Origin of the sequence: Brevibacillus fluminis, assembly GCF_003710825.1 — a bacterium.
Classification (GTDB): Bacteria; Bacillota; Bacilli; order Brevibacillales; family Brevibacillaceae; genus Brevibacillus_D; species Brevibacillus_D fluminis.
The window spans coordinates 275,207-301,857 of sequence record NZ_RHHQ01000012.1 but is presented as its reverse complement, the minus strand read 5'-3'; the positions used below and the strand labels follow the sequence as shown (position 1 = coordinate 301,857).

Here is a 26,651-nt window from a genome sequence, read left to right as displayed (position 1 = left end):
CGATAAAACTTGGCTGCGCCGAAGCGTTGTCCCTATCCCTATTGTACAAAAGCCCGCACCGAAAAGAATAGCGGAGATTGGCCCGCTTCAAATGGCGCAAAGCCCCTGGCATGCTCATCCGAACAGCCCGGGGCTTCGTGCAAAGAATCGTTATAACCAGTAAGGAAGCGTCCGCTTGGTGATCATGTCGCGGTATTGCGCAGTGGTTTTCGGCAGGATCATCCCTGTCGCATAATCGAGGATTACATGGTAGCGGCGTAGCAGATCGAGCTTGTCAGCCTGACCGCTGTCGTACAGCGCCTGAACCTCATCCAGCCCAAGCGCCAGCCATTCCTTGCGATGAGCGCGTATATAGGTGCGCTCCGCTTCCGTCGCACTCTCGTCGATTTCGTAGAGGTCCAGCTCCTGGTCGATCTCGCAGATGACCACGCCGTAATCGCGCTTGGCGCGTTCGAGCGAAACATAACCGTCAATGACATCTTCCATTACCTGCTCGGGGTCCCGTTCGAGCGGATCGCCCAAGCCACCGCCGCCGGCAGATGGACGCGTGAACGTGTCGCCGGTCTTGATTTTGACATTGGAAAAAATCGTGCCCAAAAAACGTTCACCTTCCTCCCCCGGGTTGAGCCACGCTCCGTGCGGGTTAGACGATTGTCCGCCAAAAATGCCCCATGTCACGGAACGCGAACGGTCGCAGCAATATGACATGACGGTGCGGTCGATACCGGTCATCATCCCGCCTTTTTCCACTCCGCAGCCACCGCGGAAACGACCCGGTCCGCCGGAATCCGTGATGATCTGATGGTGGGTGGTCAGCACCGGCGACAGACGTTCCTGCCCTTCGCACGGCTGGATGCTTAAGCCTACGCCGAACACCGGCGACAGCGCGTTGGCCCCGTCCTTTTCATGGCGGCCACCATGACCGCCGGCCATCCAGTCGTACCACATGAAGTAGCTGTCGGCACCCTGCCGCTTATCCCAGCCGCCGATCAGCAAATATTCGAGGTTAAAGGAGCATGCAAGCGCCCGCTCCGGCATGATGTGTGACCACAGCTCAAAGATCGCATTCATGATCTTTTCGTATGCGCCCGAGCAAAAGCCCGATACCGCAACAGGCCACGGCGCATTGACGACGGAGTTTTCCGGCAGCTCGACCGTCAGGACACGGTAGAAGCCAGAGTTGAGCGGGATTTCCGGAAAAAACGTCTTTGTCCCCGCCACGACCGCCGAGAAGGAGGAGCCGAAGCCCGCATTGAGAAAGCAGCCGATATATGCATGCGACCCGTTCAAATCATACGTGATCGTATCCTGGTCAATCGTCATTTTCACCTTGATCGGAATCAAGCCATCGCCCTGCTGCGGGTCCATATCAAGGTAATCGGTTGTCTCCCATGTGCCATTCGGCAGCTGCGCGATTTTGGACTTGGCCAGACGCTCCACATAATCTTGCACCTCGTCGAACGCGGTCAGCACCGTTTCACGGCCATATTTTTTGATCAACTGCAGCAGCTGGCGCTCACCGACGTGCGTCGCCTCCGCCTGCGAGCGCAGGTCACCCAGCCGCTCTTGCGGCAGACGCATATTGGCTGCGAGCAAATTCGCGACATCCGCGAGAAAGACGCCGCGGCTCCACATTCTCACCGGGGGAATACGCATCCCCTCACCATAATGGTCCTGTGACTGCACGTCAAACGAGCCGGGGACCGAACCGCCCACATCGGCCCAGTGGCCGTTGGACTGCATGAAAGCGATCAATTCGCCCTCATGGAAAACCGGACGGACGATGCGCACGTCGCAAAAATGGGTGCCGCCGCGATACGGATCATTCACCAGAAAAACGTCTCCTGGATGGATGTCGTCTCCGAAATCTTCGATCACCGCTTTTGCCGTCAGATGCAGTGTGCCCACGTGCACGGAAATGTCTTGTGTCCCCTGCATGATCGTGTTGCCCTTGGCGTCGCAAATCGCCGAGCTGAAATCGCGGTTATAGATGACGAACGAATAGCACGTCCGCAAGATTTGCTCGGACATCTGGTCCACCAGATTGACGAACGCATTTTTCAACACTTCAAAGGTAACTGGGTCCAGCTTGCTTTTGTAGGCGGTCGCTTGCTCTCGCACCTGGCTCATCTTATTTCGCCTCCCCGTAGGTCAAGATCATATTTTTGTATTCGTCCACTTTCACGCAAAAGCCCGGTGGGATTACGGTCGTGGAGTCCAGCTGCTCCACGATGGCCGGACCGGTGAATTCGCTTGCGACCGGCATTTGTTCGCGATCGTAAATCGGTGTTGCTACATAACCACCCGCTTCTTCGAAATAAACTTGGCGGTAACCCGTCAGCGCGTCTTCAAGCGTCCCCTCTGGTTCGTAGCTAGGCAAGTTCGGCTTTGGCACAAGCCCGATCGCCTCCACGCGCAGGCCATAGATTTCCACACTTTGCTCGCGGCTCGAGAAAGCGAACTCCCGCTGGTGCTCCTGGTGGAACCGCTCAAGTGCGTCTGCCAAGGAATGAATCGGACGGTTCATTGCGACCTCCAGCGAGCGCCATTGGCCGTTGTAGCGCATGTCCAAATAGCGGACCAGCTTCATCTCCTCACCACCGATGCCCTCAGAAGCCAGCAAACCAGCTGCCTCTTCTTCCATCGCCTGAAATTCGTTCTCCAGCTGCTCGGCGGTCACATCCGCCGCATTGACCAGATACGTTTTCGAAATGTCGTGGCGCACGTCGACCAAAAGGCAGCCCATCGCGGAGGTGATGCCGGGATACGGCGGGACGATCACGGTCGGAATCTCCATCTCCTTTGCCAAATAAGCGCCGTGCAGCGCACCCGCTCCACCAAAGACCACCAGGGCGAAATCGCGCGGATCGTAGCCGCGGCGGATGGAGATGAGCCGCAGTGCATCACACATATTGGCATTGGCTACCTTCAAAATGGAATTGGCCGCCTCTTCGTCGGACAGCGTAAACGGCGTCCCGATTTTTTCGCTGATGACGTGGCGTGAAGCATCTTTATTCAGCGTCATTTGGCCGCTGAGCAGCCGGGTGTTCAGGCGTCCGAGCAGCACGTTGGCATCGGTGTTGGTCGGCTCCTTGCCTCCCTTCATGTAGCAGGCAGGACCCGGATCGGCGCCAGCGCTCTGCGGGCCGTTGCGCAAGGAGCCGCCCTCGTCGATCCAGGCGAGGCTGCCTCCACCCGCACCAATGCTTAAGATCTCGATGCTAGGGAATCCGATTGGGTAGCCGTATTCGATGTACCAGTCTTTCGTAATCCGCAAATCGCCGTCATACATGAGCGAGATGTCTGTGCTTGTTCCCCCCATGTCCAGCCCGATCGCATTCTGATAGCCGCACAGCTTGGCGATATAGGAGCTGGCGATTGCCCCCGCAGCAATTCCGGAGCTGGCGAGTCTGGCGGCAAACTTCGGCACTGTCTCCGAGGTCATGACTCCGCCGCCCGAATGCAGCACGAGCACATCGCCCTCGTAGCCTTTGTCCCGCATTTCGTCTGTCAAATTCCGGATATAAGTCGAGAGGATCGGCCCCAGCACTGCATTGACAATCGTTGTGCTCATCCGCTCATGCTCGAAAATTTCCGGCAGCGTCTCGCTCGACGTGCAAATGTAGACTTCGGGCAGTTCTTCCTGCAAAATCTCCTTCACTTTCCGCTCATTGACGCCATTTGTATACGCATTCATAAAGCAGATCGCAACAGACTGGACACCTCGCTTCTTCAACAAGCGGGCGAGCTCCCGTGCCTCCTCTTCATCGACAGCGGTAAGCAGCTTGCCTGTATAATCCACGCGCTCCTCCAGCTCAAACCGATCGCGTCGCTTGATATAAGGCGGCGCCACATCTGCGTAGGCATCCCACAAGTCCAGCTTGGTACCGCGGCGAATTTCCGCCACGTCCCGGAACCCCTTTGTCGTTACCAGCGCCGTTTTCGGCAGCCTCCGTGTAATCAGCGCATTCAGTCCAACCGTCGTTCCGTGCGAAAACAGATGAATGTCTTTTGTCGATACGGCCGATTGCGCGATGCCCGTCAAAATCCCGACCGCAGGATTGTGCGGTGTTGAAGATACTTTTGTCACCGAAATTTTCTTCGATTCCTCATCAAAAATGAACACGTCCGTAAACGTTCCACCTACATCGACTGCCAGCTGATATTTGCCCATTGTCTGCCCTCCATACTTATGATTTTTCGAAATTTCTGTTTTGGTTTGTCACGCTTGCCGACAAGCCTTCCGTCATGGTTGGCTCGGGCATTGCGATTCCACGCAACACGTAAGCCAGCGCCGTCTGCCTCCTCTCCCCTGCTGTCTGCGCTTGCCGCGACTTGTACATGAAGCAATAGCAAAGAGCGTACCAACAGTGAAAAAACGGATTGATTTCCAGTGGTAACAAGGCGAAAGCAGCGGTATCGCCCGCTTTTGGCTTGCAACAAAGACGCAAAAATGTTTCAAAAACGAAAGATGATCTTTCACTTTTGAAAGACCGTTTTTTTCGCCGTCAAAACTGGCAGTCTCGCTACTTTTTGGCCCCTAATCGATTGCAAATCCGAAGTCGCTATCCTTGACTTCTTGCAAAAATGAAAGATTACAATCGAAAAATTCAAATAATTCCATCTTTTTTTTGCTTGGTACGTGGATTGCTTATCTAACAGTTTGCAAAACAGGAAAGGAGGAACGGTACGCGTCCTGGTTGTCCAGAAATAATCATTCGAATAAAGGGGTTGATTCACGTGGCAGAAATCATACGTCCCGCTACCTCATCCGGCGATTCCTCCAAGGAACAAAAGGAAGACTACGCATTGGAAAAAGTACCTGTGCACTACCGCATGAAATGGTGGAGCATCACCAATGTGACGCTGGGAGTCGCAACCGCCATGGTCTTCATGCAGATGGGCAGCCTGATGGCCACAGCCTACGGCAGCATGAATGCATTGATCGCCGAAATTTATGCGACTGTAGTCGGTGGTGTTTTGGGGATCGCGATCGCCTATTACGCTGCCAAATCCGGCCTGAACACCAATCTCATGGCGCGCGGCGGCGGGTTCGGCTATGTCGGCGCATCGATCACGTCTTTCATTTATGCGATGAACTTCATCATGTATTCCGCAATTGAGGGGTCCATCATGGCCAGCGCTGTCCATGAATATGTACAGGTCGTGCCCGTTTGGGTGCTGATGGTTTTTTTCGGACTGATCGTCATTCCGTTCAACTGGTTTGGTATGAAGCAATTGGAGAAGCTGCAAAAATGGACGCTGCCCGTCTTCATCGTCCTGCTTGGCGCAGGCATCGTCGCGGCTATGAGAGTTGCCCCCGCCTACACCGGCGGAATCTGGTCCTTTTTGCCGGAGGGTGCGCAGGTTGGCGGGACGATGTTGTTGACCTGCATTGGCATTATGAACGGGCTGGTCGGCATCATGGCGCTCCTGGTCTCCGACTACGCCCGATTCATCAAGCGCGAGGAAATGAAAATCGGCGTCTTTGCCGTCGGCTTCATTCCGCAGCTGGTCTGCTTCTTTTTGATGGGGTTGGCAGGAATCTGGTTCGGCGTGCGACTGGGAGAACCGAATCCCGGCGTGTTCTTTGTTCATCTGATCGGGATCGGCGGCGCACTTTTCACGATTCTGACGCAGCTGCGCATTAATATTACCAACTTGTACAGCGGCTCCTTATCTCTCGCCAATTTCTTCGAGCACGTCTTCCGCTTCCGGCCGGGACGCACTTTCTGGGTAGCGACCACCGCCCTCACGGCAATCATCGCCATGCTGGCCGGCGCGCTTGATTACCTCGGACCGTTATTGACTTTCCAAGGCGTCTTTTTATTTGCATGGGCTGCGATATTGGTCGCGGATGCGCTTGTGGTCAAACGGTGGCTTAAGATCGGCCCGCTGTTTTTCGAATACCGCAGTCAATATCTGTACCCGTGGAACCCAGTCGGCGTCATCTCGCTTGTCGTGTCGAGCGTTTTGGGTACCGTCGCCGCCTTTGGCAACATGGGGGCGTTCTTGCAAAACATCGCCGCGTTTTTCGCTGCCATCCTTGCCTTTGCCTTGACAGTGATTCTGGCAGTGGCGACCAAAGGTAAGTATTACGCTCGCGAGCAAGCAAGAGACGTCCCGGAAGATGAAAAGATCGCCTAGACGAACATGCAAAAAAAAGCTGTCAGCAGAACCATCGGTCCGCTGACAGCTTCCTTTATTTTTTGGTGCATATCATGTTTCCGTCCGCTGCTGCACAGCCGCTGCAGCCTCCGCCGCCGCATTTGCCCGCCCTCGCCCGTTTCGCAAACGCGATCAGTTGCCATGTCGCAAAGCCCAGAACTACAGCCATCACTAGATAGATCATTTCCATTCCGCCTTTCGACTTTTAGTAAATGACTCGCGCCACTTCATAGACGAGCAACGCCACAACCCACGCCGCCACAAAGCTGTATACGACAGAAAGAATCGTCCACTTCCACGAACCTGTTTCTTTTTTCATGATAACGACCGTGGACACGCACGGGGTATACAGAAGCAAGAAAAACAGAAAGGAAAGCGCTGCTGCCGGGGAAAACGCGCCTTGCAGCGAAGCCATCAGCGAATTGCCGCTGTCTCCCGCCATATACGCGATGCTCATCGTCGTGACGACGACTTCTTTCGCCAAAAACCCAGTGATCAGCGATACGCCCGCTTGCCAAGTCGCAAAGCCCATTGGTGCGAACAGCGGCGCGATGCTTCCGCCGATGGCTGCGAGGAAGCTCTCATTCATCGGGGCTGCACCATGCCAGGAGTAATTGCCGAGGAACCAGATCAGCACTGACATCCCGAAAATGATCGTACCGGCTTTGCGCACAAATCCTTTGGCTTTGTCCCACGTGTGCAATAGCAAGCTTTTGACCATCGGCGCACGATACGGCGGCAATTCCATCAGGAACAGCCCTTCCTCCGCCTTGATGAATCGCTTCAGCAAAAATGCGGTAAACACGGCCATCAAAATCCCGGTCACATAGAGGATGAACACGATTTCCGCTTGATGATTGGTAAAAAACGCCGCCACAAACAAGGAAAATACGGACAACCTCGCCGAGCAGGACATAAACGGCGCGATCAGCGCGGTGACCAGTCGTCCTTTTGGGTCTTCCAGCGTGCGCGTCGCCATGATCGCCGGCACATTGCAGCCAAACCCGAGAATCAGCGGGATGAAGGCTTTTCCGTTCAAGCCGATCGCCAGCATGAACCGGTCCATCAAAATCGCAGCGCGCGCCATATAACCGGAGTCCTCCAAAAAGGACAAGCAGAGAAACAGGATCGCGATCTGCGGCACAAACACGAGGACTGAGCCCACACCCGCCAATATCCCGTCGGTCACCAGCTTGCTAAACCACTCAGGACTGTCCATCAGCGCAAGCGCCTGCTGCACCCATTCCGTCAGCGTGCCATTGAAAAACGCATCCATCGCATCCGACAGCGTCGTCCCGATCCAGCTGAACGTCAGCTGGAACACTAGATACATAAATCCGAGAAAGATCGGAATCCCCCAGATGCGGTGCAGAACCACGCTGTCGATCCGGTCGCTCCATGTGCTGGCCACCTGTTTTTTCCGCTCCGTCACATCAGTCAGCAAATTTTCGATCCACGTGTACCGCGCATTGCGGATCAATTGGTCGGCGAGCCGGTATTCATCACGGATTCGTTCCATGTCCCGATACACAGCTTGCGTGACGCGTGCCTGAATCAATTGCTCGACCGATTCGTTGCGCTCCAGCCACATCGCAGCGAGCCAACGCGGGTTGAGCGCTTGCCCCAGCTGAATGTCGCTGCAATGAGGAAGCAATCGGCCGATCGCCTCCTCCACCTCGGAAGGATACGCGAGCGTAAGCATGCTTGTAGTCGCCCGGCGTTCCGCAAGCTGTCCCAGCAATCGCTCATGACCACTGCCTTTGCGCGCCACCATCGGAATGACAGGGACGCCCAAACGGTCTGCAAGCTTGTTTTCATCGATATGTAGTCCGCGCGAACGCGCCACATCCATCATATTGAGCACGACGATGCTGGGCAGGCCCATCTCCAAAAGCTGCAGCGAAAAGTACAAATTGCGCTCCAGATTGGAGGCATCGACGATATTGACGATCGTATCAGGCGTTTCCAGCAACAGATAGGAGATCGCCAGCTTTTCCTCAAGCGATTGCGCAGATAAGCTGTAGATCCCCGGCAGGTCGATCAGCACACTCCCATCGAGCCCTTTGATCACGCCTTCTTTTTTCTCAACCGTGACACCCGGCCAGTTGCCCACTTGCTGCCGCGTGCCTGTCAACACATTAAACAAAGAGGTTTTTCCGGCATTGGGGTTGCCCGCCAATGCGATGATGGTTTTCACAACGACCAACTTCTTCCATTAAATCTAGGGTATTCTTTCGATTTCGATCCGACGCGCTTCCGATATTCGAAAGCTGATCAAATAGCCGCGCACCTGCACGACGATCGGGTCGCCGAGCGGCGCTTTCCGCACCAACTTCACTTCTGTTCCCGGCATCAACCCGAGATCCATCATCCGTTTTCGCTGGGCGTCTGCCATGTCCAACGCGAGGATCCGTGCGCTTGTGCCAATGCTGCATTCACTTAACACCATCTATGTCTCGCATCCTTAGCATTCATAAATGAAAAGAATTATCATTATTACTGTCTCCTATGATAATCGCTGACGTTTTGAATTGTCTAGGTCGCACAAAAATTTCACTTATTGATGACTCGAAAATCGGAAGCTGATTTAGATAAAATCACCAAACGGAGGAACAGGCAGAGATTGCAAACATCCCGAAAATCCTCAACGGAAGCAGTTAAACGGCACAAAAAGGCCGCCAGGAATTTCCTGACGGCTTTGGTTACACTTACGCTTCAATCCGTTCATACACCGGCGTCGTTTTCTTGCTCACATACCATTTCATACCACGCGTCTCAAGGCGCGCGAGAAACGGGATCGGATCGATCATTTCCGGCGGTATGCAGCCAGTCTGGTTCAAAAGCCCTTCTGCCATCATGTCGATCGCGACAATCGGCGGCACACCGGTCTGAAATACGGTTGCCTGCGTGTTCATCCGCAAGTACACTTCATCATGGTTGACCATCGAGTAAACGAACAGCTCCACCAATTCGCCATCCTTCATCCCTTTGACGACCGTACCGATGCAGGAAAAGCCGTGGATTTTGCCCGCGAGGTCCTGCGGCTTCGGCATCGAGGTGACGACGACGTGGAGCGGTATCACATCAGTGCCATCCACCTTGATCGGCTCGTCACCATCCAGGCCGAGATAGCTCAGCACCTTCAGCGTGTTCACATAGTCGGGATGGAGCGCATACATGAATTCGACCAGCTCGCAGCCTTTTGCGCGCCCGATTGTTTCGCCCAACGTCGCAACCTCCTCATGCTCGACGCGGTAGCAGTCGAGCCAGCCGATCGGCTCGGGAAACTCATACTCGTCCTGACGCGTGAACGGCTTGGCATCGAACTGCATCCCCTCTTCTTTGCTCCAGTAATTCGGTTTGGCCAAGCATTCCTTGATCGCCGTCTGCGGGCTGAAATAGGCGCAAAAACCTTCGTAGTCGACCACAGATTTGTCCCCGTCCAGCACGGTGATGCTTTTCACTGTGTCCAGCTGGTCAACGGCATAACGGGCTGCAATGTTGGTGAAGCCCGGATCGCAGCCCAGCCCCATGATGCCGAGAATGCCTGCTGCCTTGAATCTGTCGTCCCATTCCAGCTGCTTCAACAGCCATGTCGGCGAATCGGCTGCCATATCGATATAGTTGGTTTTGGTACGGATGCACGCTTCCATCACCGTGAAGTTGTATTGCGGGATCCCTGCGTGTACCAGCACGTCGATGTCACTAAGAATCGCAGCCACGCTTTCGGTATCGCTCGCATCCACCCGCGCCGTCACGATGTCGATGGTTGTTTTTCCCCGTAGCTTCTGGGCCAAATGCTCGGCTGCCTGTGGCGAAATGTCCGCCACCACCAACTTTTTCACATAGGTCGTTTTGATCGCTTCCATCGCAGCCACGTGCCCGACTGCGCCTGCTCCCACAATGGCGATATTCATCTGCAAGAGTGTGTCCCCCTTCAATTTTTATTGCTTGAATCGCGACCAGATTCGGTCCAGTTCGGTGGTCGCATCACCGACATCAATAAAATACTCGCCCTTCTTCCTATCCTCTTCCGGCGGATAAACGGCCGGATCATTTTTGATCGAGTCGTCTGTCAGTTCAAGGCCTGCTGAATTGGGCAGCATGTACGGAAACGCTTTTGTCAGCTCCGCGCTGTTTTTACCTTCCAGAATGAAATTGATGAACGCCTCTGCATTTTGCTTGTGCGGCGCACCTTTTGGAATCACCAGGTTATCGATCCACAGCTGCATGCCTTCCTTCGGATTGACCGTGACGATCGACGGGTTGTCTTTGCGGGCCAGCGCCGCCTCGGCTCCCCAGACGATTCCCGCCTTCACCTCGCCGTTGATCAGCATGTTTTTGGGACTGTCGCTATCAAAAGCCTTGATGTTCGGCTTAAGCGCAAGCAAAAGGTCAAGCGACTTCTTCAAAACGGCAGGGTCCGTATCGTTCATCGATTTCCCCTGCATTTTGTTGGTGATGCCGATCAGTGTCCGCTGGTCATCCAAAACGACCAGATTGTTGACGAACTCCGGGTCCCACAGATCCGCATAGCCTGTGATCGGCTTTTTGACCGTGTTCTTGTTGTAGGCGATGATCACGTTGCCAGCCATGTACGGAATCGAGTATTTGTTACCGGGATCGAACGCCTGATCCAAAAACGAGGGGATCAGGTTTTTGAAATTCGGGATGTTCGTCTTGTCAATCTCTTCAAGTATCCCCTGCTTACGCAAAATATCCACCGTATAATCGCTCACCACGATCAAGTCATAGTTGCCCAAGCCACCAGCAGAAAGCTTGGCCAACACCTCTTCATTGGACGAAAACGTACTGAATTTGACTTTAATGCCCGTTTCTTGCTCAAAGTTTTTCAGCATCGTCTCCGGTGTGAAATCGGACCAATTGGAGAAAACAACCTCGCCACCTGGCTTTTGTCCATTCGTGGCAGCCGGCGTCTGGCTGCATGCGGACAGCAGCAAGAAGGATATCCCCACTATCAGGGCGGCCCACAAGCGATGCTGCCGTTTCAATTGATACGAACGTATCATAACCCCCATCGTTACCCTCCACGTCATATGCGGAAAGCACCGGTTTCTCTCTCTATTTCTTCTCTTTTTGGTTACAGCGATTTATCGTTCAAGCCAGCTTACACAAGTGGACTTGTTTTCATAATTACGTCCCATCTCATTCCTCTCGCTCGTAATCGTTCCAGGAAAGGAACGGGATCGATCATCTCCGGCGGAATGCAGCCAGTACGAGTCAAAAGCCCTTCGGCCATCATGTCCACGGCTACGATCGGCGGTACACCGGTTTGCCAGACGGTCGCTTGTGACCCGTGCTCGGCATACACCTCATCGTGGCTGATCAGGGAATAGACGAACATCTCTACCGCCCGATCGCCCTTTGTACCATGCACGAGGGTGCCGATGCAGGAGTGTCCGTGTATTTTCCCAGCCAATTCCGCGGGCTTGGGCATTGCGCGCACGACGAGATCAAGTGGCACCACCGATTGCCCACCTGACTCCACTGGCTCTTCGCTGGCCAAGCCGAGCTTTTGGATCACGCGAAGCATCGTGACGAAATCCTCGGACAGCGCGTACTTGAAATCGACATACTCGCAGCCCTTGCCGATCGAAGTGCCGAGCGTAGCGACTTCCTCATGCTCGACATTGTAGCAATCGAGCCAGCCGACCGGCTCCGGAAACTGGATGCGCTCCTTGTTAGAAAGCGGCTCCCAATCGAAGCATTCGCCTGTTTGCGGCGTCCAGTAATTCGGATTGCCGAGGCACTCTTTGATCGCCGTAGCCGGGCTGAAATAAGCGCAATACCCGTCGATATCAACCGTCGATTTGTCCCCATCAAGCACAGAGATGCGTGTGATGCGGTCCATCTGATCTGCGGCATAACGCGCCGCGATGTTGGTAAAGCCAGGGTCGCAGCCCATCCCCATGATGCCGAGGAGGCCTGCCTGTTTAAATCGTTCATCCCATGCCAATTGCTCCAGCTGGTAGCTGGAACCGGGGCCGTCTGCGGCCAAATCAATATAAGACGTCCCTGTCTCAAGGCACGCCTGCATCACTTGAAAATTATATTCGGGCAAACCCGCATAGACGCAAACGTCCGCAGCACCGAGAATCGCAGCCATGCTGTTTGCATCGCTCGCATCTGCTTTCACGACCTCAATCGTCGCCTTCGTTTGTTCGCGCAGCTGTTCTGCCAATCGCTCAGCAGCTGCCGGAAAAAGATCCGCCAAAACAAGTTGGGTTACATACTCACGCTTGACCGCTTCCCTCGCACAAACTTGACCTACTCCACCAATACCTAAAATGACCATCGCAAAACTCAGATCGTCGTCCTCCTTCACTGGAATATTGTTTTTGTTTGCTTCCTACCATGCACCCTACTACTGTTGCTACCCGAATCCGTTTCAATTGAGATTCCACTTCCCTTCGCATTTTTGAGTCGACCTGCCCGGCTATGCCGCGCTCGCGCCCATATAGAGCCGTAGCAACTTTTGTACCAGCATCACAAACAGTTATGAACCCTTTTATCGGAACGTCACTATTCTCATTTACAATAATTGGAACATCTAATTTCCCTGTTTTCCGTTGAAAGCGCTCACTTCTCAAAAGAGAGAGGCATATTCTTGCATTTGGGAAACTTGGCAGTAAAAAATTCCCATGAATGTGCTGAAATCGGCAACTTCGCAATTGAAAAGAAACCATTCGCTGCGATTTTGGGCTAGAATAGGAAAAGTGAAATTATGAATCACGCACATATGGTCGCAATCATGTTGCGACCTTGTAAGGGAGGAACACTGATTTGAGTATGCAAATGGAAACGAAGGATACAGGAGGGACGTTCGGAAGCAAAGGGAATTTTTTCGTCGTCCTGGTGATGATTCTCGGCGTGTTTGTCGCCATCCTCAACGAAACGCTCCTCAATGTGGCGTTATCCAAAATCATGGGAGACATCGGCATTTCTCCCAGCACCGCACAATGGCTGTCGACCGGTTATTTGCTGGTGATCGGCGTGCTGATTCCCGTCACCGCCTTTTTGATCCAGCGGTTCACGACGAGAGGCTTGTTCCTCTCTGCGATGGGTTTGTTTACGATCGGAACGTTAGTTGCCGCAATCTCTCCCAACTTCGGCATGCTCCTGCTCGGCAGAACGCTGCAAGCTTCGGGGACCGGGTTGCTCTTCCCGCTCTTGACCAACGTGGTGTTCGCGACAGTGGCGCTCGAAAAACGCGGTCAAGCGATGGGGACGATCGGTATCGTCATTACCTTTGCACCAGCGATCGGGCCAACCTTGTCTGGCATCATCGTGGAGCATTATAGCTGGCGCGTGCTGTTTTACAGCATCCTGCCAATCGCGCTGTTCGTCATAGTCATCGCCTATGCCAAGCTGAAAAATGTAACGGAAACGTCGAAGCCGCGGATTGATCTGCCTTCGCTTCTGCTCTCGACGCTCGGCTTCGGCGGAATCGTCTACGGGTTCAGCAGTGCGGGCGATCCGCAGGGCGGCTGGAGGAGCAGCAGCGTTCTGGTGCCGATCGTGGTCGGCGCCCTGTCGCTTGGATTGTTCATTTGGAGACAGCTTTCCATCCCGCAGCCTTTACTCAATCTGCGGACATTTACCTACCGCATCTTCCGCATATCCACGATGATCATGATCATCGTCATGATGGCGATGTTCTCTGCCATGATGCTCCTGCCGATCTTTTTGCAAAACGCGCTTGGCTACACCCCGCTGGAAGCTGGTCTGATCATGCTCCCCGGCGGTATCGTGATGGGTATCATGTCGCCGATCACCGGAAGATTGTTTGACAAGTTCGGTGCCAAATGGCTTGCCGTCGTCGGGCTTGTGCTGATCGCCAACACGCTGTGGCAATTTGCCTACATTACGCTCGCCACCTCGTACATTACGATCATGGTTTGGAATACGCTCTTGATGCTCGGCATCTCGATGCTGATGATGCCTGTCATGACCAACGCGTTGAATGAGCTGCCTCCGCCGTTGTATCCGCACGGCACGGCGATCATCAGTACGCTCCAGCAAGTGGCGGGAGCCGTCGGTACTGCGCTTTTGGTCACCGTCATGACGACCGGCCAGAAGCAGTACCTGCAGCATCCTCAAGGCGGCAGCGAGGGTGCTCCCGTCGAGGTGCTTGCTTTGATTTCAGGGATGAAAAGCGCATTTCTGCTTGCCTTCGGACTAGTGGTTGCAGGCCTCATCATCTCGTTTTTCCTGAGACGAGCGGTGCCACAACAGCCAGAAGCAGAACCGACAGCGGAATCTGCCTAAGTGCAATGCAAAAAAAACAGGCGATCTGAGCCAATCAGATCGCCTGTTTTGCTATTTTCTTACACGCTGATATCAGGAAATATCGGCAGCAAGAATAGAGATCGGGCTTGTGTCAGGAACCATATCCGTCAGGTCGTACACCGAGATCGGGAACATCGGAAATCCGACATAACCGGGACTAATCGTATACGGTGGGAAATAGATGACGACCGATTTATCCGCCAAATAGTAATCTTGATTGGGGCCGATGCCTTGAAACGGGGCGAGCAGCGGAATATTGCGCTTCTGGATCTGCGCCGCGACGTTGGCGGAAATAACCTGAACATAGTTGCTGCCTGGCGTGAACAAGTCGCTTAAAGCATATTGCTTGCCGGTGTTCACATTGAAGGTGAGCGATCTCATCATCGTCACTCCGTGTGCCATATGAGGAGAAATCGCATAGTTGGTCAACGTCAGGCTCAAGAGGCCCCGTTCATTCGTTTTGATTTCGTAATGCCCGATCATCTCAGGCTGCCTGGATGTCTGGTATCGGGCCTGCGCATGAATTAATTCTCTGGTTGCTCTCAAAATCTGCTCGTTGATCCGCTCCTGCACGCGTCGATTGGCAAGTCCGGTCACCTGCGGATAATACACGGTCGTTCCCGGCGGCGAGGTAATGCTCTTCGTTTGGATTCCTGTCGGCAATTGAAACGGCATAATCGGAGATTCAATCCTTCCCTAAGCTTGATACTGTAGCCTATTCGCAGGATTGTGGTTTGGTTATTTTTTTGCCGTCTCCCAGCTTTCGCGGACCAGTGTAGAAAAGGTTTCAATCCCTGCTTCCTGCAACCGTTTTTTCAGCGAAATGATGAAGGTGTCCAAACGTTTGGCGAACTGGTGAAGCACGCGCAGCCTAGCCGAAAAAACGATGATACAGTGATTTTGCCTCACTCTTATCATGAGTCCCGTGTACTAGCGCCCGACCGTCTTGAAACAAAACGATTCGATTTTCACCGATCGTGCATGACAGAAGATACGGATTGGCTCGGACTTCGATTCCCTGGTGCGACAGCTGTTGGGCGATTTGTGCCAGATCGCGTACGCCGACAGCGCGCGGGCGGATTTGGACCGTATCTCGTCCACAAAGAATCGTCGTCTGCGGCTGGTTCGTTTGCTGCAAATAAGGGTATGAAGCATTTTGCCCGCAGGAAGGGCAATCCTCCCGTTTCAACGCGTTCACGTGCAAGCCCGCATACTCATTGGTCCACAAATTGAAGGAAATCAGCTTGCCGTGAAGCGAGTGGTGATCGCCAACCAAAATTTTGAGCGCTTCCGCCACCTGATACGCCACGACCATTTGTACGGCAGGCGCGATAATGCCTGCCGTATCGCATGTCGGCCCGTTCAGCGGGACTTGCTCCATTAGGCATCCGAGGCATGGCGTTCGTCCTGGCACAATCGTAAACGTAATGCCGTAGCTCCCGACGCAAGCGCCGTAAATCCACGGCTTGCCGTATTTTTGGGCAGCGTCGTTGAGCAGCATCCGCGTGTCGAAATTGTCAGTAGCATCGACGATGAGGTCAACCCCGGCCAAAAGCGTGTGAATTTCGGCGGTTGTCACGTCCATCACCAGCGCATTTACGCGCACGTCCGAATTGAGCTGGTTCAGCCGTTTTTGGGCCGCCACAGCTTTGGGCAAACGCTTTGCGGCATCGTCTTCGCTGTACAGCTGCTGCCGCTGCAGGTTGCTCCATTCGACGTAATCGCGGTCCACGATGGTCAACGTGCCCACTCCGGCTCTGACCAGCGATTCGGCGCTCCCAGTGCCCAACGCTCCCGCCCCGATGATCAGCACATGCTTTTGCCCCAGCAAGCTTTGCCCCGCTGTGCCGATCGGGGTGAAAAGCTCCTGCCGCGAATAACGTCCCGTCACAGCCGGCTCATCCCTTCGAGTGGACTGCTTGCTAACGCATACCGCTTCTTCTCAATCCGCCCCGCTTCAAAACCAAGGCGTCCGGCCTCGATCGCCAGCTTCATCGCAAGTGCCATCTTCACCGGGTCCTTTGCGCCTGATACCGCCGTGTTCAACAGCACGCCATCAGCCCCAAGCTCCATGGCAAGCGCCGCATCAGCCGGGGAACCGATGCCCGCGTCCACGATGATCGGAACCGTCGCTTGCTCAATGATCAGGCTTATGTTGAGCGGATTGACGATGCCTTGACCGGAGCCGATCGGCGAGGCTCCAGGCATGACCGCATGCACACCCAATTCCTGCAGTCGTTTGGCCAGCATCACATCGTCCGAGGTATACGTCAGGACCGTGAAGCCTTCCTCCAGCAGCATTTCGGAAGCTCTCAGCGTTTCGATTGGATCGGGCAGCAGCGTCTTCATATCACCGATCACTTCCACCTTGATCATGTCGCAAAGCCCGGACGCTTTCGCCAGCTTGGCGATGCGCACAGCTTCCTCTGCCGTTTTCGCGCCGGCCGTGTTAGGCAATAGCGTGTATTTCGAAAGATCCAGCAGGTCCAGGAAATTCGGCTGTGACGGTTCAAAAATGTTCATGCGCCGGACCGCGAACGTCAAGATTTGCGCCTCCGAAACAGCGACCGCTTCCTTTTGGATTTCAAACGAAGGGAACTTGCCCGTTCCCAGCAGCAAGCGCGAGGAAAATTTTTTCGTTCCGATTGTTAACATAGTTCAACCGCCTCCCACAAAATGTACGATTTCGATTCGATCTCCGTCGGTAATACTTGTTTCAGCCCGCGTCGCCTTATCGAGAATCGTTTGATTCAGCTCCACGATGACAACCTTTTGATCCAGATGAAAATGTTCGAGCAAATGCTGAATCGTCCCGATTCGGTCTGGAACCTCGCATGCTTTGCCATTGATGATCAGATTCACATTACATCACCCTCCTTGTCTGCATTAGCTCGGCTACAAGTCTCCCGGTCCAAGCGGAACGCTTCGATGGATACGCGAGGTGTTCTCCCCAAAATGAGGGCGGCAATTGCTTCACCCGTGATGGGGCTGAGCAGCACGCCGTTACGGTAGTGGCCTGCGGCAACATAAAGCTTTTTGCAATCCGGCACCTCGCCGATATACGGGAGCCCGTCGCGCGTCTGCGGTCGCAGACCGGCCCAAGCCTTTTCCCATTGCGCATCTGCGATTGCCGGAACAAGCGATTGGGCTTGTGCCAACAACCCCGCGATTCCGGCGAGACTGACAGACCGGTCAAAGGACCCTTCTATCGTCGTCGCCCCCACCACGATGCGCCCCGCGGCCTTTGGCACGAGGTAGCACCCGTCAGCAAACACCGTTCGGGTTAGCAAGGGCGCATTCGTGGTGACGGAAAAACATTCGCCTTTTACCGGATACACCGGCACGTGGATGCCAGTTAATGCTGCCACTTCGCTTCCACTCGCCCCCGTCGCCACTACCGCATGGTCGCAGCGAATCAGCCCTTCCTCCGTCTCTACGCCAGCAACCACGCCATTTTCACGCAAAATATGCGTTGCAGCCGTATGTTCCCGAACGACCGTACCCAAGACGGCCGCTGCTTTGGCGAACGCCAGCGAAAGTTCGGGGGCTTGGACGTGTCCGTCTTTTTCGATGTACAAGCCTCCACAAATTCGGGCGGACAAATTGGGCTCCATCGCTCGTGCCGCGGCCACGTCCAGCCACTCCGCCTGCTCGCCATGCTGGCGATGAATGGAAGCCAACCGTTTGTGATGTACGGCTTGCTCCTCTGTCATCGCCACTTTCAACGTTCCTTTGGAAACTAGGCCGATGTCGATTCCCGAGCATTCCTTCAGTTCACCGGCGATCGCTCGGAACATTTCTCTGCTTTTACACGCCAGATTGAAAAACGCTTCCGATTGCGGCTCCTCCGCTTGGGCGCCCAGCATCCCCGCCGCAGCACTGGATGCTCCTTCAGCGAGCCTGCCTTTTTCCAACAAAATCACCTTTTGTCCGCATTTGGCGAGATGATAGGCAATTGAGCTGCCGATCACGCCGCCGCCGATCACGGCTGTGTCATAGCTGGTCATTGGTCGTGAACGCCTCCTTCTTTTATCGTGCGGCAATAATCTTCAGCGGCACGCGCCGGATTCGCAGCACCAAGAATGCCGCTCATCACTGCTATTCCTTTTGCACCGCTTTCGAGCACCGATTCCGCGTTCTCAGGCGTTATCCCACCGATAGCAATGACGGGGATGGAGACTGCGCGAACCACTTCAGCAAGCTCTGCAAGCCCTCGACCGGCTAGCCCTGCTTTGCTTTTCGTCACAAAAACGTGGCCGAACATGACATAATCCGCTCCGTTTGCTTCGGCGTGCCGTGCTTCCGCGATGGAATGAACCGATTTGCCGATGCGTATTCGTGGCAATATCGCTTTGACCTGTCCTGGCTCCAGGCTATGGTAGGCGAGGTGAACGCCTCGAATTCCTGCTGCTGCCGCAACATCGGCACGGTCATTGACGTACAGTCTCTCAGGCGGCACGCCAGCTTGACGAAGCAGGTCGATCCCGTCCAACAGCTCTCGTGCCGTCTTCATCCTTTCTCGCAGATGGATGGCGGTCACCCATGGCCAGACATGTGCAGCAACATCCGCGAATTCCGCCAACGGCAGCTTTCCGTTCGAAATCAGATGCAATTCCCGGTTCTCTCGATTCAAGCTGAAGCCCCCTCGCGTAAGTTCGAATAGCGCGGCAAACGCAAAAAACCACTTTTTCCGAAGAAAAAGTGGTTGGAATAGACGTTTTGCATGAATGCATGGGCACAACACCGCTGGCATCATGTGAAACAGCCGTCAAACACTTCCCTCCGCTGGTCTTAACCAGATCAGGTTCAAAGGGTCCGGAAAACGACTTTTCCATCTCAGCCAGGTTGGCCCCCCTAGTGTACATCGCGTATTCGATTGCTTTTAATCATAAGCACGTTCGTGCATCATGGCAAGCATTTTCTCAGGACGCAGGCTATACCCAGCCTCTCGCACGCATCGCTTCGTGAATGCGTTTGAGGGAGATCATGTACGCTGCTGTGCGGAAGTCGGTTTTGTGCTCGGCAGCGAGCTGACTTACCGCTTGGTATGATTGGATCATGATAGTGCGCAGCTTTTCATTCACTTCCTGCTCGCTCCAGTAGTAATGCATCAAGTTTTGCACCCATTCGAAATAGGAAACGGTCACTCCGCCCGCGTTTGCCAAAATATCGGGGATGACCAGCACTCCCTTTTCAAAAAGGATGCGGTCTGCCTCCGGTGTCGTTGGGCCGTTTGCCGCTTCAGCGACGATCTTGGCTTTGATTTGATGCGCATTTTGAGCGGTGATCACGTTTTCCAAAGCAGCCGGAATCAAAATATCTACATCCAGCTCCAAAATCTCCTCCGCCCGCTGCAACCGGTACTGCGCCGGGTAATCCGTGATCGCGGAACCGTCCTTCAGCCGTTTCACTTCTGCCAAATCAAGCCCTTCTGGCTGGTAAAGCGCCCCTTTGGAGTCGCTGACCGCCACGATGCGGCAGCCGTGCTCTGCCAACAGATCAGCAGCGATCCGCCCGGCATTGCCAAAACCTTGGATCGCGACGGTTGCACCTTGCAGCGGTTTGCCCAGATGGTTCATCGCTTCGGCAATCGTATAAACGCAGCCTTGGGCCGTAGCCGCACTCCGCCCCTGGGAGCCGCCGATGATCAGCGGTTTGCCGGTGATCACACCGGGGCTGTAGGCCCCTTTCAGCTTGCTGTACGTGTCCATCATCCAGCCCATGATTTGCGGCGTCGTATACACGTCCGGAGCTGGAATATCTTTATCAGGCCCGATGAAATCAGCGATCGCCTCCATGAAGCCGCGGCTGATGCGCTCGATTTCGCTTTTGCTGTATTGATGCGGATCGCATATGACGCCGCCTTTCCCGCCGCCGTACGGCAAACCGACCACGCCGCACTTGAACGACATCCACATGGACAGCGCTTTGACTTCGTCTTCGTTTACGTCCGGATGAAAGCGAATCCCGCCCTTCGTCGGGCCAATCGCGTCGTTATGCTGGGAACGGAATCCTTCGAATACGCGGATTGTCCCGTCATCGAGCTTGACTGGAAAGCTGACGGACAGCACCCGCTTCGGCTTTTTCATAATCTCGATAACATGGCGCGGCAATCCCAACCGCTCTGCCGCATGTTCGATCTGTGATTGGACGATATGGTACGGATTCAAGCTTTCAGCACGGTTTTCCGTCTCTTGTGCAATGGTCATTCTCTTCTACTCCTTTCACTCCACAACCCCAAATTCTGTCTCTCTTTCTATACAACCGTATTTTAATTGTGTAGAATAATCGAAACAATATAACTATTAGATAATATTCATCGCATATTGCGATCGATTGGAGAGGGGGATGGTTTGCGATCGAATTTCGGCAGATTCAATATTTTATCGAGGTCGCCAAGCGAGAGCATATGACGGAAGCCGCACATGCCCTTCATGTCGCTCAATCCGCGATCAGCCGCCAGATATTTAATCTGGAAACCGAGCTCGGGATCGATCTGTTTTTTCGTGATGGCCGCAACCTGAAGCTCACCCCGATCGGCAAAACGTTTCTCAACCGAATGGAACAGGCCATGCAAGTGATTGAAGAGGCGCGAAAAGAAGTCGAGGAGTTTCTCGATCCGGAGCGCGGTGTCATCCGCATCGGGTTTCCTAGCAGCTTGGCAGCGCATACGCTCCCTTCCGTCATCTCGGCGTTTCGCGCTAAACATCCGCATGCTACGTTCGTGTTGCAGCAGGGCGCTTATCGCTCTTTGGTCGATGCTGTGACAAAGGGTGAGATCGATCTGGCACTTTTAGGGCCTGTCCCGACGCAGGAGAAGCAGGTGAAAGGCGAGATCCTTTTTCAGGAGCGAATCGTCGCCCTGCTCCCCTCCGATCATCCGCTCGCCCGCACGGACTCGCTACGCCTAAGTCAGCTGCGCGATGATTCGTTTGTACTGTTTCCCCGCGGCTACGTGCTGCGGGAATTCGTAGTGAACGCGTGCCGGGAGCTGAGCTTTGAGCCGCGCGTCTCGTTCGAAGGGGAAGATATCGATGCGATCAAAGGGTTTGTGGCCGCTGGACTTGGCGTGACGCTGCTCCCCGAGTCAACGCTGTTTGACAGCATGCCGCGCACGACCGTCAAGCATGCGCTCAGCGAGCCCGCCATCAGCCGTACGGTTGGGGTAATCACACCGACGAATCGCCAGCTGCCGCCGACGGCACAGTTGTTTTACCGATTTTTGCAGGGGTTTTATTCGGTGTTGAATCGTTTTGGGGAGTAGGGTAGGTGGTCTTAAGGGTTAAAACTGTAGCGTCCAATTGCGCCAACTTTCCAAAAAATGCTATACTTCAGCCATTAAGAAGGGAGGCAGTAATTATGAACGTAATTCGGAAAAACCCTGAGACGGTAGCGCCTCCAGTCGGCGCCTACTCGCACATTTCGATCATGCCGCGGGATGCGGAGCTGCTTGTATTGTCCGGGCAGGTTGGAGTAGATCTGGACGGTCATATCCCGGAGACGGTGGAAGAACAGTTTCAGAATGCACTTGCCAATATTAAGCGGATTTTGCATAGCGAGGGCGTGACGCCGGAAGCGGTTTTGAAAATCAACATCTGGTTTACCGAAAAACCGGATCGCGAGCGTTATCAAGCGATTTGGCACGACTTTCATGGCGGCAATCCACCGTCGACGACGCTCGGCTATGTTGCCGCATTGGCTCAGCCTGCGTTGAAGGTGGAAGTGGAGGCTTGGGCGGCTCGCGGCTAATAATAGGGGAATATAGGCGGCTCGATGCCGCTTTTTTCTTTTGGTCAGCACACGTGGAAAACTGAAACTTCTTATGGGAAATTTCGTAAATCTGTAGCAATCACAAGTTCCAAAAGGAGTGTCGTCATGCTCACATTCGGCATTGTCTTTTTGATTCTCGCCAGCTGCTTTTTGATCGTCCCGTTTTTGTTCGATCAACAATCACGAAGCAAATTAAAACGCTCCCTCGGGGTCGGGTGTCTCATTGCCTTGGTTTGCACCCTTTTGTCGCTCGTAACAAAAAACTGGGCGATCGCCGCGTATGGTTCCGGCTATTTCGGCGCGCTCTGCCTCGCAGTGGGCGGCTTTTTGTCCAGCCGCTATTTGCGCCAATGGTTGGGGCACGCGCACTTTTTTGCCTTGATAGGGCTTCCGAACTTTTTCGTCGGCCTGATTTTTTTCTACAAGCTGTCTTAGCAGCTTGCCCGACCATTTATTCACCACCAAGAGCATCCAAAAACGCCAGCAGTTTCTGCGATACATCTGCCGCTCTCTTCCCCAGCCAAATCAAATGCCCCCACGAATCCAGCTCGCACAACTGTGCACCCGGAATAAGCCGATGCGCATGGCGGGCATGTTCCACAGGCACGCTTGCATCATGGACGCTGTGCATGATCAAAGCCGGGCAGCGGACTGCCGCCAAAACCGAATTGAGGTCGTCACTGGTCTGCGCTAAATCGAGCAAAAAACCGTGTCCCGATCGCTGCCGGTTTACCATCAACCGGAACTGCTCCAAATCTTCTTCGCTAAAAAGCTTCATCTGTTCCCCAGCTGGACGCGTACTGAAGGACGGGAGCATGCTTTTCAACAGGAAGCGGGGACTAAGTTTGTTCATCAGACGCATCATCCCCCAAACGTACGCTTCTGTACGCGGCTGAAATAATAGCTTTGCCGCCTTGTACGTTTTGTCGGCAGGCGTCAGCCACTGTGCAGCGACCGCCGATTGCAGCGTAAGGCTTTTGACTCGCTGTGGAAAGCGGGAGGCGAAATGGATTCCGCTCGGTCCACCCGCAGATATGGCGAGAAGATGCACCTGTGCAATTTGCAGTTCATCCAGCAGCTGTGCGTATGCCGCGCCAGCTGCTCCGATCGTAAGTCCGAGCTCCTTTGCCGTTTTGCCATACCCCGGCCTGGACGGTGTGATAATCGAGTACCCATTGCTGACAAGGTCCTTGTAGCCAAATTCCTCGTGGCAATTCGAATGGCCGCCGTGCATCACCAGGATGGGCTCCCCTTGCCCGACGATAGAATATTCCACTTTGAATCCGTCTGCCGTAGTGAATTGCCGAACGATCCGTTTCATTTCGCCCTCCAAAAGTGAACTTCCATTCATTATTTGAACATGATGGAACCGCGGTTGCCCTTATACTGGATAAGGATTTTATAAATTCTTATCTGTACAAAAAAGCTCGCAGCCCCTCATACCAGAATGCAACATACTGGCGAACCATCGCTTGGCGCTCCTCTCGTTTTGCATGACGCCGGATGATTTCAAAGTATCCTTGCAAAAACGCGACGGCAACAGGCCAGGCAGCTTGTTCCTCAAACACATCCCGCCCTGCTTTGGCATTATACGCCTGCATATGGGAGAGAACGTTGCCAGCCATCTGCTCGAACAGTGCATGAACCACTTCCTCGCGTGGTGTTCCTTTGCTGCCATCGATCACTATCAAAAGCGGCCGGCGGTACGCTTCACTCAAGTCTGTCAGTGCAAGCACGATCTGCTCAAACATCGGCTCCGTTTGCTGCGGACGCGGTTCGGGGTTACGCATCAACCGCTCCAGCTCATGGAACGCCGGGTCCACGACGGCATCGAACAGCGCTTCCTTCCCGTCGAAGTAGCGGTATAGGTTGCCAACCGATACACCTACCTTCTGTGCGATCCGCTTCACGGAAGACTGCGCATATCCGTGCTGTATGAATTCTTCCTCTGCTGCGCTCAGAATCGAAAGGCGCAGCTCTTCTTTCAACACTTGCACCATAAATGAACACCCTTTCATTTTTGGATGATAAAGGAACGCCGCTGCTTTTACAAGTGCTTCCATAAAATAAAGTTGCAGACTGTAAAATAAAGTTATTGACCGAAGAATAAAGCACTACACTGAGAAATAAAGTGTTAGACTGGCGGTCAGCTATTCTGGAGATTCGTTTAAGATCAAGCGCGGTGAGCCTTATCATGTTCACCACAAGCCCGGTTGGAAGAAAAAAAGCTCTCGCCCTCGCAGGCTTGAGCTTTCTTTCATCATGCTTCGTTCGACTTATTTCCCATTGCCTTTTTCCATCCCCGGGATGCCGCTGATGTACCCGATCATACCGGAACGCTTTTTATCAAAGTTTTCGTTAATGTATTTTTCAACATCGGCTTTCAACGGATCGGGAAGGATCATTTCATCGCCGGGATGCTGTAGATTACTCATCACATACGTGAATCCATTAACGTTATCCACGACTTGCAAGCCGGTCGCTTCCGCACCAGACGGAACCGACAAAACGCGGGACAATTTTTTGGTATCCACGTTGTACGCCCAGACGAAGTTGTTGGCGTGCATACCGCTGTCTTCCCCGATAAACAAGGTCCGCATATCCTCGGAGTAGGAAAGGTTGTCCGGATTCGCCACTTTGTCCACGACAGCCGTATTCCCGAACTCATCCGCTTTCGGCAAGTCTTCTCCGACAACCAACGCGTTCATCGTAGCGGCTACATAGTCGCTTTTAATCGAGCGCCCCTTGCTATCCTTCTGTTTGCCTTTCAAAGCCAGCTCATAGGTGGCGCCGGCTTTAATTTTTTGCAGGCGGATGTCGTCCTGTGGATCGTCTCCTTTGCTGTCCCTCTCCATGCCTTTTTCCAAATAGGAGATCGCCACATAGACTTTCTTGTCTTTATTGTTAATTGTAATACCTTCCATTTTGTTGAATTCGGATGTAGCGCCGAGAATCGCTCCGTATCGGCGGGATTCGAGGAAAGCTGCCGCTTTTTCCATGCCCGGCTTGACCTTCAGCCTTTCGATTTTACCGGATGGGTAGGTCTTGATTTTGGTGAAGCCTTCCGCATCCTTGTCCGATACTTCAAAGATGTCGCTGAACTTGATTCCTTTATCGATATATTCCTTGATTTCCTCATCTGTCGCATGGCCAAGCTGGATCCACTTGAGTTTGGCAGAGCCGCCATCTTTGTCATCGGTTTGCTGCCATTTCGCCGCATACAATGTGCCGCTGGACAAATCGGCCGCTTTGTCGGCCACATACATGAACAGCATTGTGTTTGCGCCGTCATCGCCGAAGAAAACCGTCTTGCGGTCAGGGGCAACCTTCCCTAATTCATGAGAAAAGCGTCCCATGCTGTAATGCTTGACGACGGAGGAGCTGCCATCCTTGTGAACCGTAATTTCCGGAATGTAGCCGTATGCGTACGGATTCCCTTGTTTGTTTTCATCTTGGAAATAGTTTTTGGTGAAGGAGCCGACAAAAGTTTTGCTTGGGTCAGCTTCGTATTCACGTGCATCGGCGTCATATTCTTCGCTGCTCAAATGGGTATTCCATGGGGTGAGCGACCCGTTGCACGGGATCCACAGCCCGTCCACACTGGAGAAGTCGACTTTTTTCAAATCGGTAGCCGTCAGTTTGCCTGTCTTCTTGTCCTGGTTGATTGTCGCTACGCTTACGGATGCGGGAATAATGCCGTAGGCGGATTTGCCAACGTTATCAGCAGTAATGTATTCATAATGGGTGACCAGCGTTAGCGGATTGCCGCCTTTTCCGGTCGGAGCTTGCCCGTCGATTTTCATCAAGCTGTTGGCATCGGGAGCATCGGAAACGTATGGCACCGGCTGGCCAGGAACGCTGTTATCCATGATCGGCTTGCCGTTTACATCGATGGCGACACCAGCTTGTGTGCCATTGATCGTATCGGTTGATTTGAATAAGGTTTTGTAAGTAAGCGGGAATTTTTTCGTTGTCCCATCCGCATAGGTTACTTTTGCCGAAGCAGTTGTATAAATATTGGCCATGTCCTTGGCATTTTTCGGCGCATCCATGCCGATGAATTCGACGGATTTGATTTTGGCGTTGCTAGACGCTGCCAGTACTGGAGAAACAGAAGGTACAAGCAGGGCCATGCTCATGATCGGAATAAGTAGCTTTTTCGTGCGGATCGATTTTTTGCTCATTCTTGAACTCTCCTCCGGAACCTGTAGAATTTTTTGATAATGAAAGGTCGGCATCACACCTGCTCCAAGCGGTGCATCACGTTGTCAATCATACAATAACAACGTTAACGGATTGTTCAGGGATGTTTAAATTTTGGTAAAACGAGCTAATGGAGCAAGGGCTGCTGTGGCATCAAGTGTTTACGGCTGCGCGTGATGGATGCAAAAAACCTCCCGCAT

General features: G+C 53.6%; 23 protein-coding genes and 1 riboswitch. Of the genes, 5 read left to right on the top strand and 18 right to left on the bottom strand.

What is annotated here, in order from left to right:
* Positions 1 to 150: 150 nt before the first annotated feature.
* A complete protein-coding gene (locus EDM56_RS15590; RefSeq protein WP_122918811.1) occupies positions 151 to 2,130 on the bottom strand; it encodes a hydantoinase B/oxoprolinase family protein in 1,980 nt (659 codons plus the stop codon).
* Between the two features lies 1 nt (position 2,131).
* Positions 2,132 to 4,174, bottom strand: a complete 2,043-nt coding sequence (locus tag EDM56_RS15585; protein WP_122918810.1) for a hydantoinase/oxoprolinase family protein — start codon at positions 4,172 to 4,174, stop codon at positions 2,132 to 2,134.
* A gap of 566 nt (positions 4,175 to 4,740) precedes the next feature.
* Between EDM56_RS15585 and EDM56_RS15580 the strand changes: the two genes are divergently transcribed.
* Positions 4,741 to 6,147 (top strand): purine-cytosine permease family protein, encoded by a 1,407-nt coding sequence (locus tag EDM56_RS15580; RefSeq protein ID WP_246009400.1) that lies wholly within the window; start codon positions 4,741 to 4,743, stop codon positions 6,145 to 6,147.
* A 55-nt stretch (positions 6,148 to 6,202) separates the two neighbouring features.
* Here the strand turns inward: EDM56_RS15580 and EDM56_RS15575 are convergent, their stop codons facing one another.
* The 6 genes from EDM56_RS15575 to EDM56_RS15550 all read right to left on the bottom strand — a co-directional run bounded on the left by EDM56_RS15575 (position 6,203) and on the right by EDM56_RS15550 (position 12,484).
* A complete protein-coding gene (locus EDM56_RS15575; protein ID WP_122918809.1) occupies positions 6,203 to 6,352 on the bottom strand; it encodes a FeoB-associated Cys-rich membrane protein in 150 nt (49 codons plus the stop codon).
* Positions 6,353 to 6,373: 21 nt separating this feature from the next.
* Positions 6,374 to 8,365, bottom strand: a complete 1,992-nt coding sequence (gene feoB / locus EDM56_RS15570; RefSeq protein WP_122918808.1) for a ferrous iron transport protein B — start codon at positions 8,363 to 8,365, stop codon at positions 6,374 to 6,376.
* A 24-nt stretch (positions 8,366 to 8,389) separates the two neighbouring features.
* Positions 8,390 to 8,617, bottom strand: a complete 228-nt coding sequence (locus EDM56_RS15565; RefSeq protein WP_122918807.1) for a FeoA family protein — start codon at positions 8,615 to 8,617, stop codon at positions 8,390 to 8,392.
* A gap of 259 nt (positions 8,618 to 8,876) precedes the next feature.
* Entirely contained in the window at positions 8,877 to 10,085 is a 1,209-nt protein-coding gene (locus EDM56_RS15560) for a saccharopine dehydrogenase family protein (protein ID WP_122919193.1), read from the bottom strand.
* Positions 10,086 to 10,112: 27 nt separating this feature from the next.
* Positions 10,113 to 11,207, bottom strand: coding sequence for a polyamine ABC transporter substrate-binding protein (locus EDM56_RS15555; protein ID WP_122918806.1), 1,095 nt, complete (start codon positions 11,205 to 11,207; stop codon positions 10,113 to 10,115).
* Between the two features lie 89 nt (positions 11,208 to 11,296).
* Positions 11,297 to 12,484 carry a saccharopine dehydrogenase family protein gene (locus tag EDM56_RS15550; RefSeq protein WP_122918805.1) on the bottom strand — a complete coding sequence of 396 codons (1,188 nt, stop codon included), beginning with the start codon at positions 12,482 to 12,484 and terminating at the stop codon, positions 11,297 to 11,299.
* A gap of 494 nt (positions 12,485 to 12,978) precedes the next feature.
* Between EDM56_RS15550 and EDM56_RS15545 the strand changes: the two genes are divergently transcribed.
* Entirely contained in the window at positions 12,979 to 14,457 is a 1,479-nt protein-coding gene (locus EDM56_RS15545; protein ID WP_246009425.1) for an MDR family MFS transporter, read from the top strand.
* A gap of 72 nt (positions 14,458 to 14,529) precedes the next feature.
* Here EDM56_RS15545 and EDM56_RS15540 read toward each other — a convergent pair whose 3' ends face one another.
* The 7 genes from EDM56_RS15540 to EDM56_RS15510 form a co-directional block, all read right to left on the bottom strand.
* A complete protein-coding gene (locus EDM56_RS15540; RefSeq protein ID WP_122918804.1) occupies positions 14,530 to 15,153 on the bottom strand; it encodes a DUF3298 and DUF4163 domain-containing protein in 624 nt (207 codons plus the stop codon).
* 196 nt (positions 15,154 to 15,349) lie between these two features.
* Positions 15,350 to 16,369 carry a thiazole biosynthesis adenylyltransferase ThiF gene (locus EDM56_RS15535; protein ID WP_122918803.1) on the bottom strand — a complete coding sequence of 340 codons (1,020 nt, stop codon included), beginning with the start codon at positions 16,367 to 16,369 and terminating at the stop codon, positions 15,350 to 15,352.
* Positions 16,366 to 17,133, bottom strand: a complete 768-nt coding sequence (locus tag EDM56_RS15530) for a thiazole synthase (protein WP_122918802.1) — start codon at positions 17,131 to 17,133, stop codon at positions 16,366 to 16,368. The genes EDM56_RS15535 and EDM56_RS15530 overlap by 4 nt, the downstream gene beginning before the upstream one ends.
* Positions 17,134 to 17,136: 3 nt before the next feature.
* Entirely contained in the window at positions 17,137 to 17,340 is a 204-nt protein-coding gene (gene thiS, locus EDM56_RS15525) for a sulfur carrier protein ThiS (protein ID WP_122918801.1), read from the bottom strand.
* The gene (thiO, locus tag EDM56_RS15520) at positions 17,337 to 18,485 is read right to left on the bottom strand and encodes a glycine oxidase ThiO (protein WP_122918800.1); all 1,149 of its coding nucleotides are present in this window, start codon (positions 18,483 to 18,485) and stop codon (positions 17,337 to 17,339) included. Before thiO ends, thiS begins: the two co-directional genes overlap by 4 nt.
* Complete coding sequence (tenI, locus tag EDM56_RS15515; protein WP_246009399.1) at positions 18,482 to 19,111, bottom strand: thiazole tautomerase TenI; 630 nt, start codon at positions 19,109 to 19,111, stop codon at positions 18,482 to 18,484. The genes thiO and tenI overlap by 4 nt, the downstream gene beginning before the upstream one ends.
* Positions 19,112 to 19,238: 127 nt before the next feature.
* Positions 19,239 to 19,344, bottom strand: a riboswitch (TPP riboswitch).
* Positions 19,345 to 19,412: 68 nt separating this feature from the next.
* Positions 19,413 to 20,687 carry a Glu/Leu/Phe/Val family dehydrogenase gene (locus EDM56_RS15510; protein WP_122918799.1) on the bottom strand — a complete coding sequence of 425 codons (1,275 nt, stop codon included), beginning with the start codon at positions 20,685 to 20,687 and terminating at the stop codon, positions 19,413 to 19,415.
* Between the two features lie 149 nt (positions 20,688 to 20,836).
* On the opposite strand from EDM56_RS15510, the gene gltC reads away from it, so the two are divergent.
* The 3 genes from gltC to EDM56_RS15495 all read left to right on the top strand — a co-directional run bounded on the left by gltC (position 20,837) and on the right by EDM56_RS15495 (position 22,683).
* Positions 20,837 to 21,742: a glutamate biosynthesis transcriptional regulator GltC gene (gene gltC, locus EDM56_RS15505; protein WP_122918798.1), complete on the top strand. Its 906-nt coding sequence runs from the start codon at positions 20,837 to 20,839 to the stop codon at positions 21,740 to 21,742.
* A gap of 95 nt (positions 21,743 to 21,837) precedes the next feature.
* Positions 21,838 to 22,227: a RidA family protein gene (locus EDM56_RS15500; RefSeq protein WP_122918797.1), complete on the top strand. Its 390-nt coding sequence runs from the start codon at positions 21,838 to 21,840 to the stop codon at positions 22,225 to 22,227.
* Between the two features lie 126 nt (positions 22,228 to 22,353).
* On the top strand, positions 22,354 to 22,683 hold the full coding sequence (locus EDM56_RS15495) for a hypothetical protein (RefSeq protein WP_122918796.1): 330 nt from the start codon (positions 22,354 to 22,356) through the stop codon (positions 22,681 to 22,683).
* 16 nt (positions 22,684 to 22,699) lie between these two features.
* On the opposite strand, the gene EDM56_RS15490 is transcribed toward EDM56_RS15495, so the two are convergent.
* The 3 genes from EDM56_RS15490 to EDM56_RS15480 all read right to left on the bottom strand — a co-directional run bounded on the left by EDM56_RS15490 (position 22,700) and on the right by EDM56_RS15480 (position 26,432).
* On the bottom strand, positions 22,700 to 23,569 hold the full coding sequence (locus EDM56_RS15490) for an alpha/beta fold hydrolase (RefSeq protein WP_122918795.1): 870 nt from the start codon (positions 23,567 to 23,569) through the stop codon (positions 22,700 to 22,702).
* A gap of 88 nt (positions 23,570 to 23,657) precedes the next feature.
* Positions 23,658 to 24,248, bottom strand: a complete 591-nt coding sequence (locus tag EDM56_RS15485) for a TetR/AcrR family transcriptional regulator (protein WP_122918794.1) — start codon at positions 24,246 to 24,248, stop codon at positions 23,658 to 23,660.
* A 276-nt stretch (positions 24,249 to 24,524) separates the two neighbouring features.
* Positions 24,525 to 26,432: a PhoX family protein gene (locus tag EDM56_RS15480; protein ID WP_122918793.1), complete on the bottom strand. Its 1,908-nt coding sequence runs from the start codon at positions 26,430 to 26,432 to the stop codon at positions 24,525 to 24,527.
* Positions 26,433 to 26,651 lie beyond the last annotated feature (219 nt).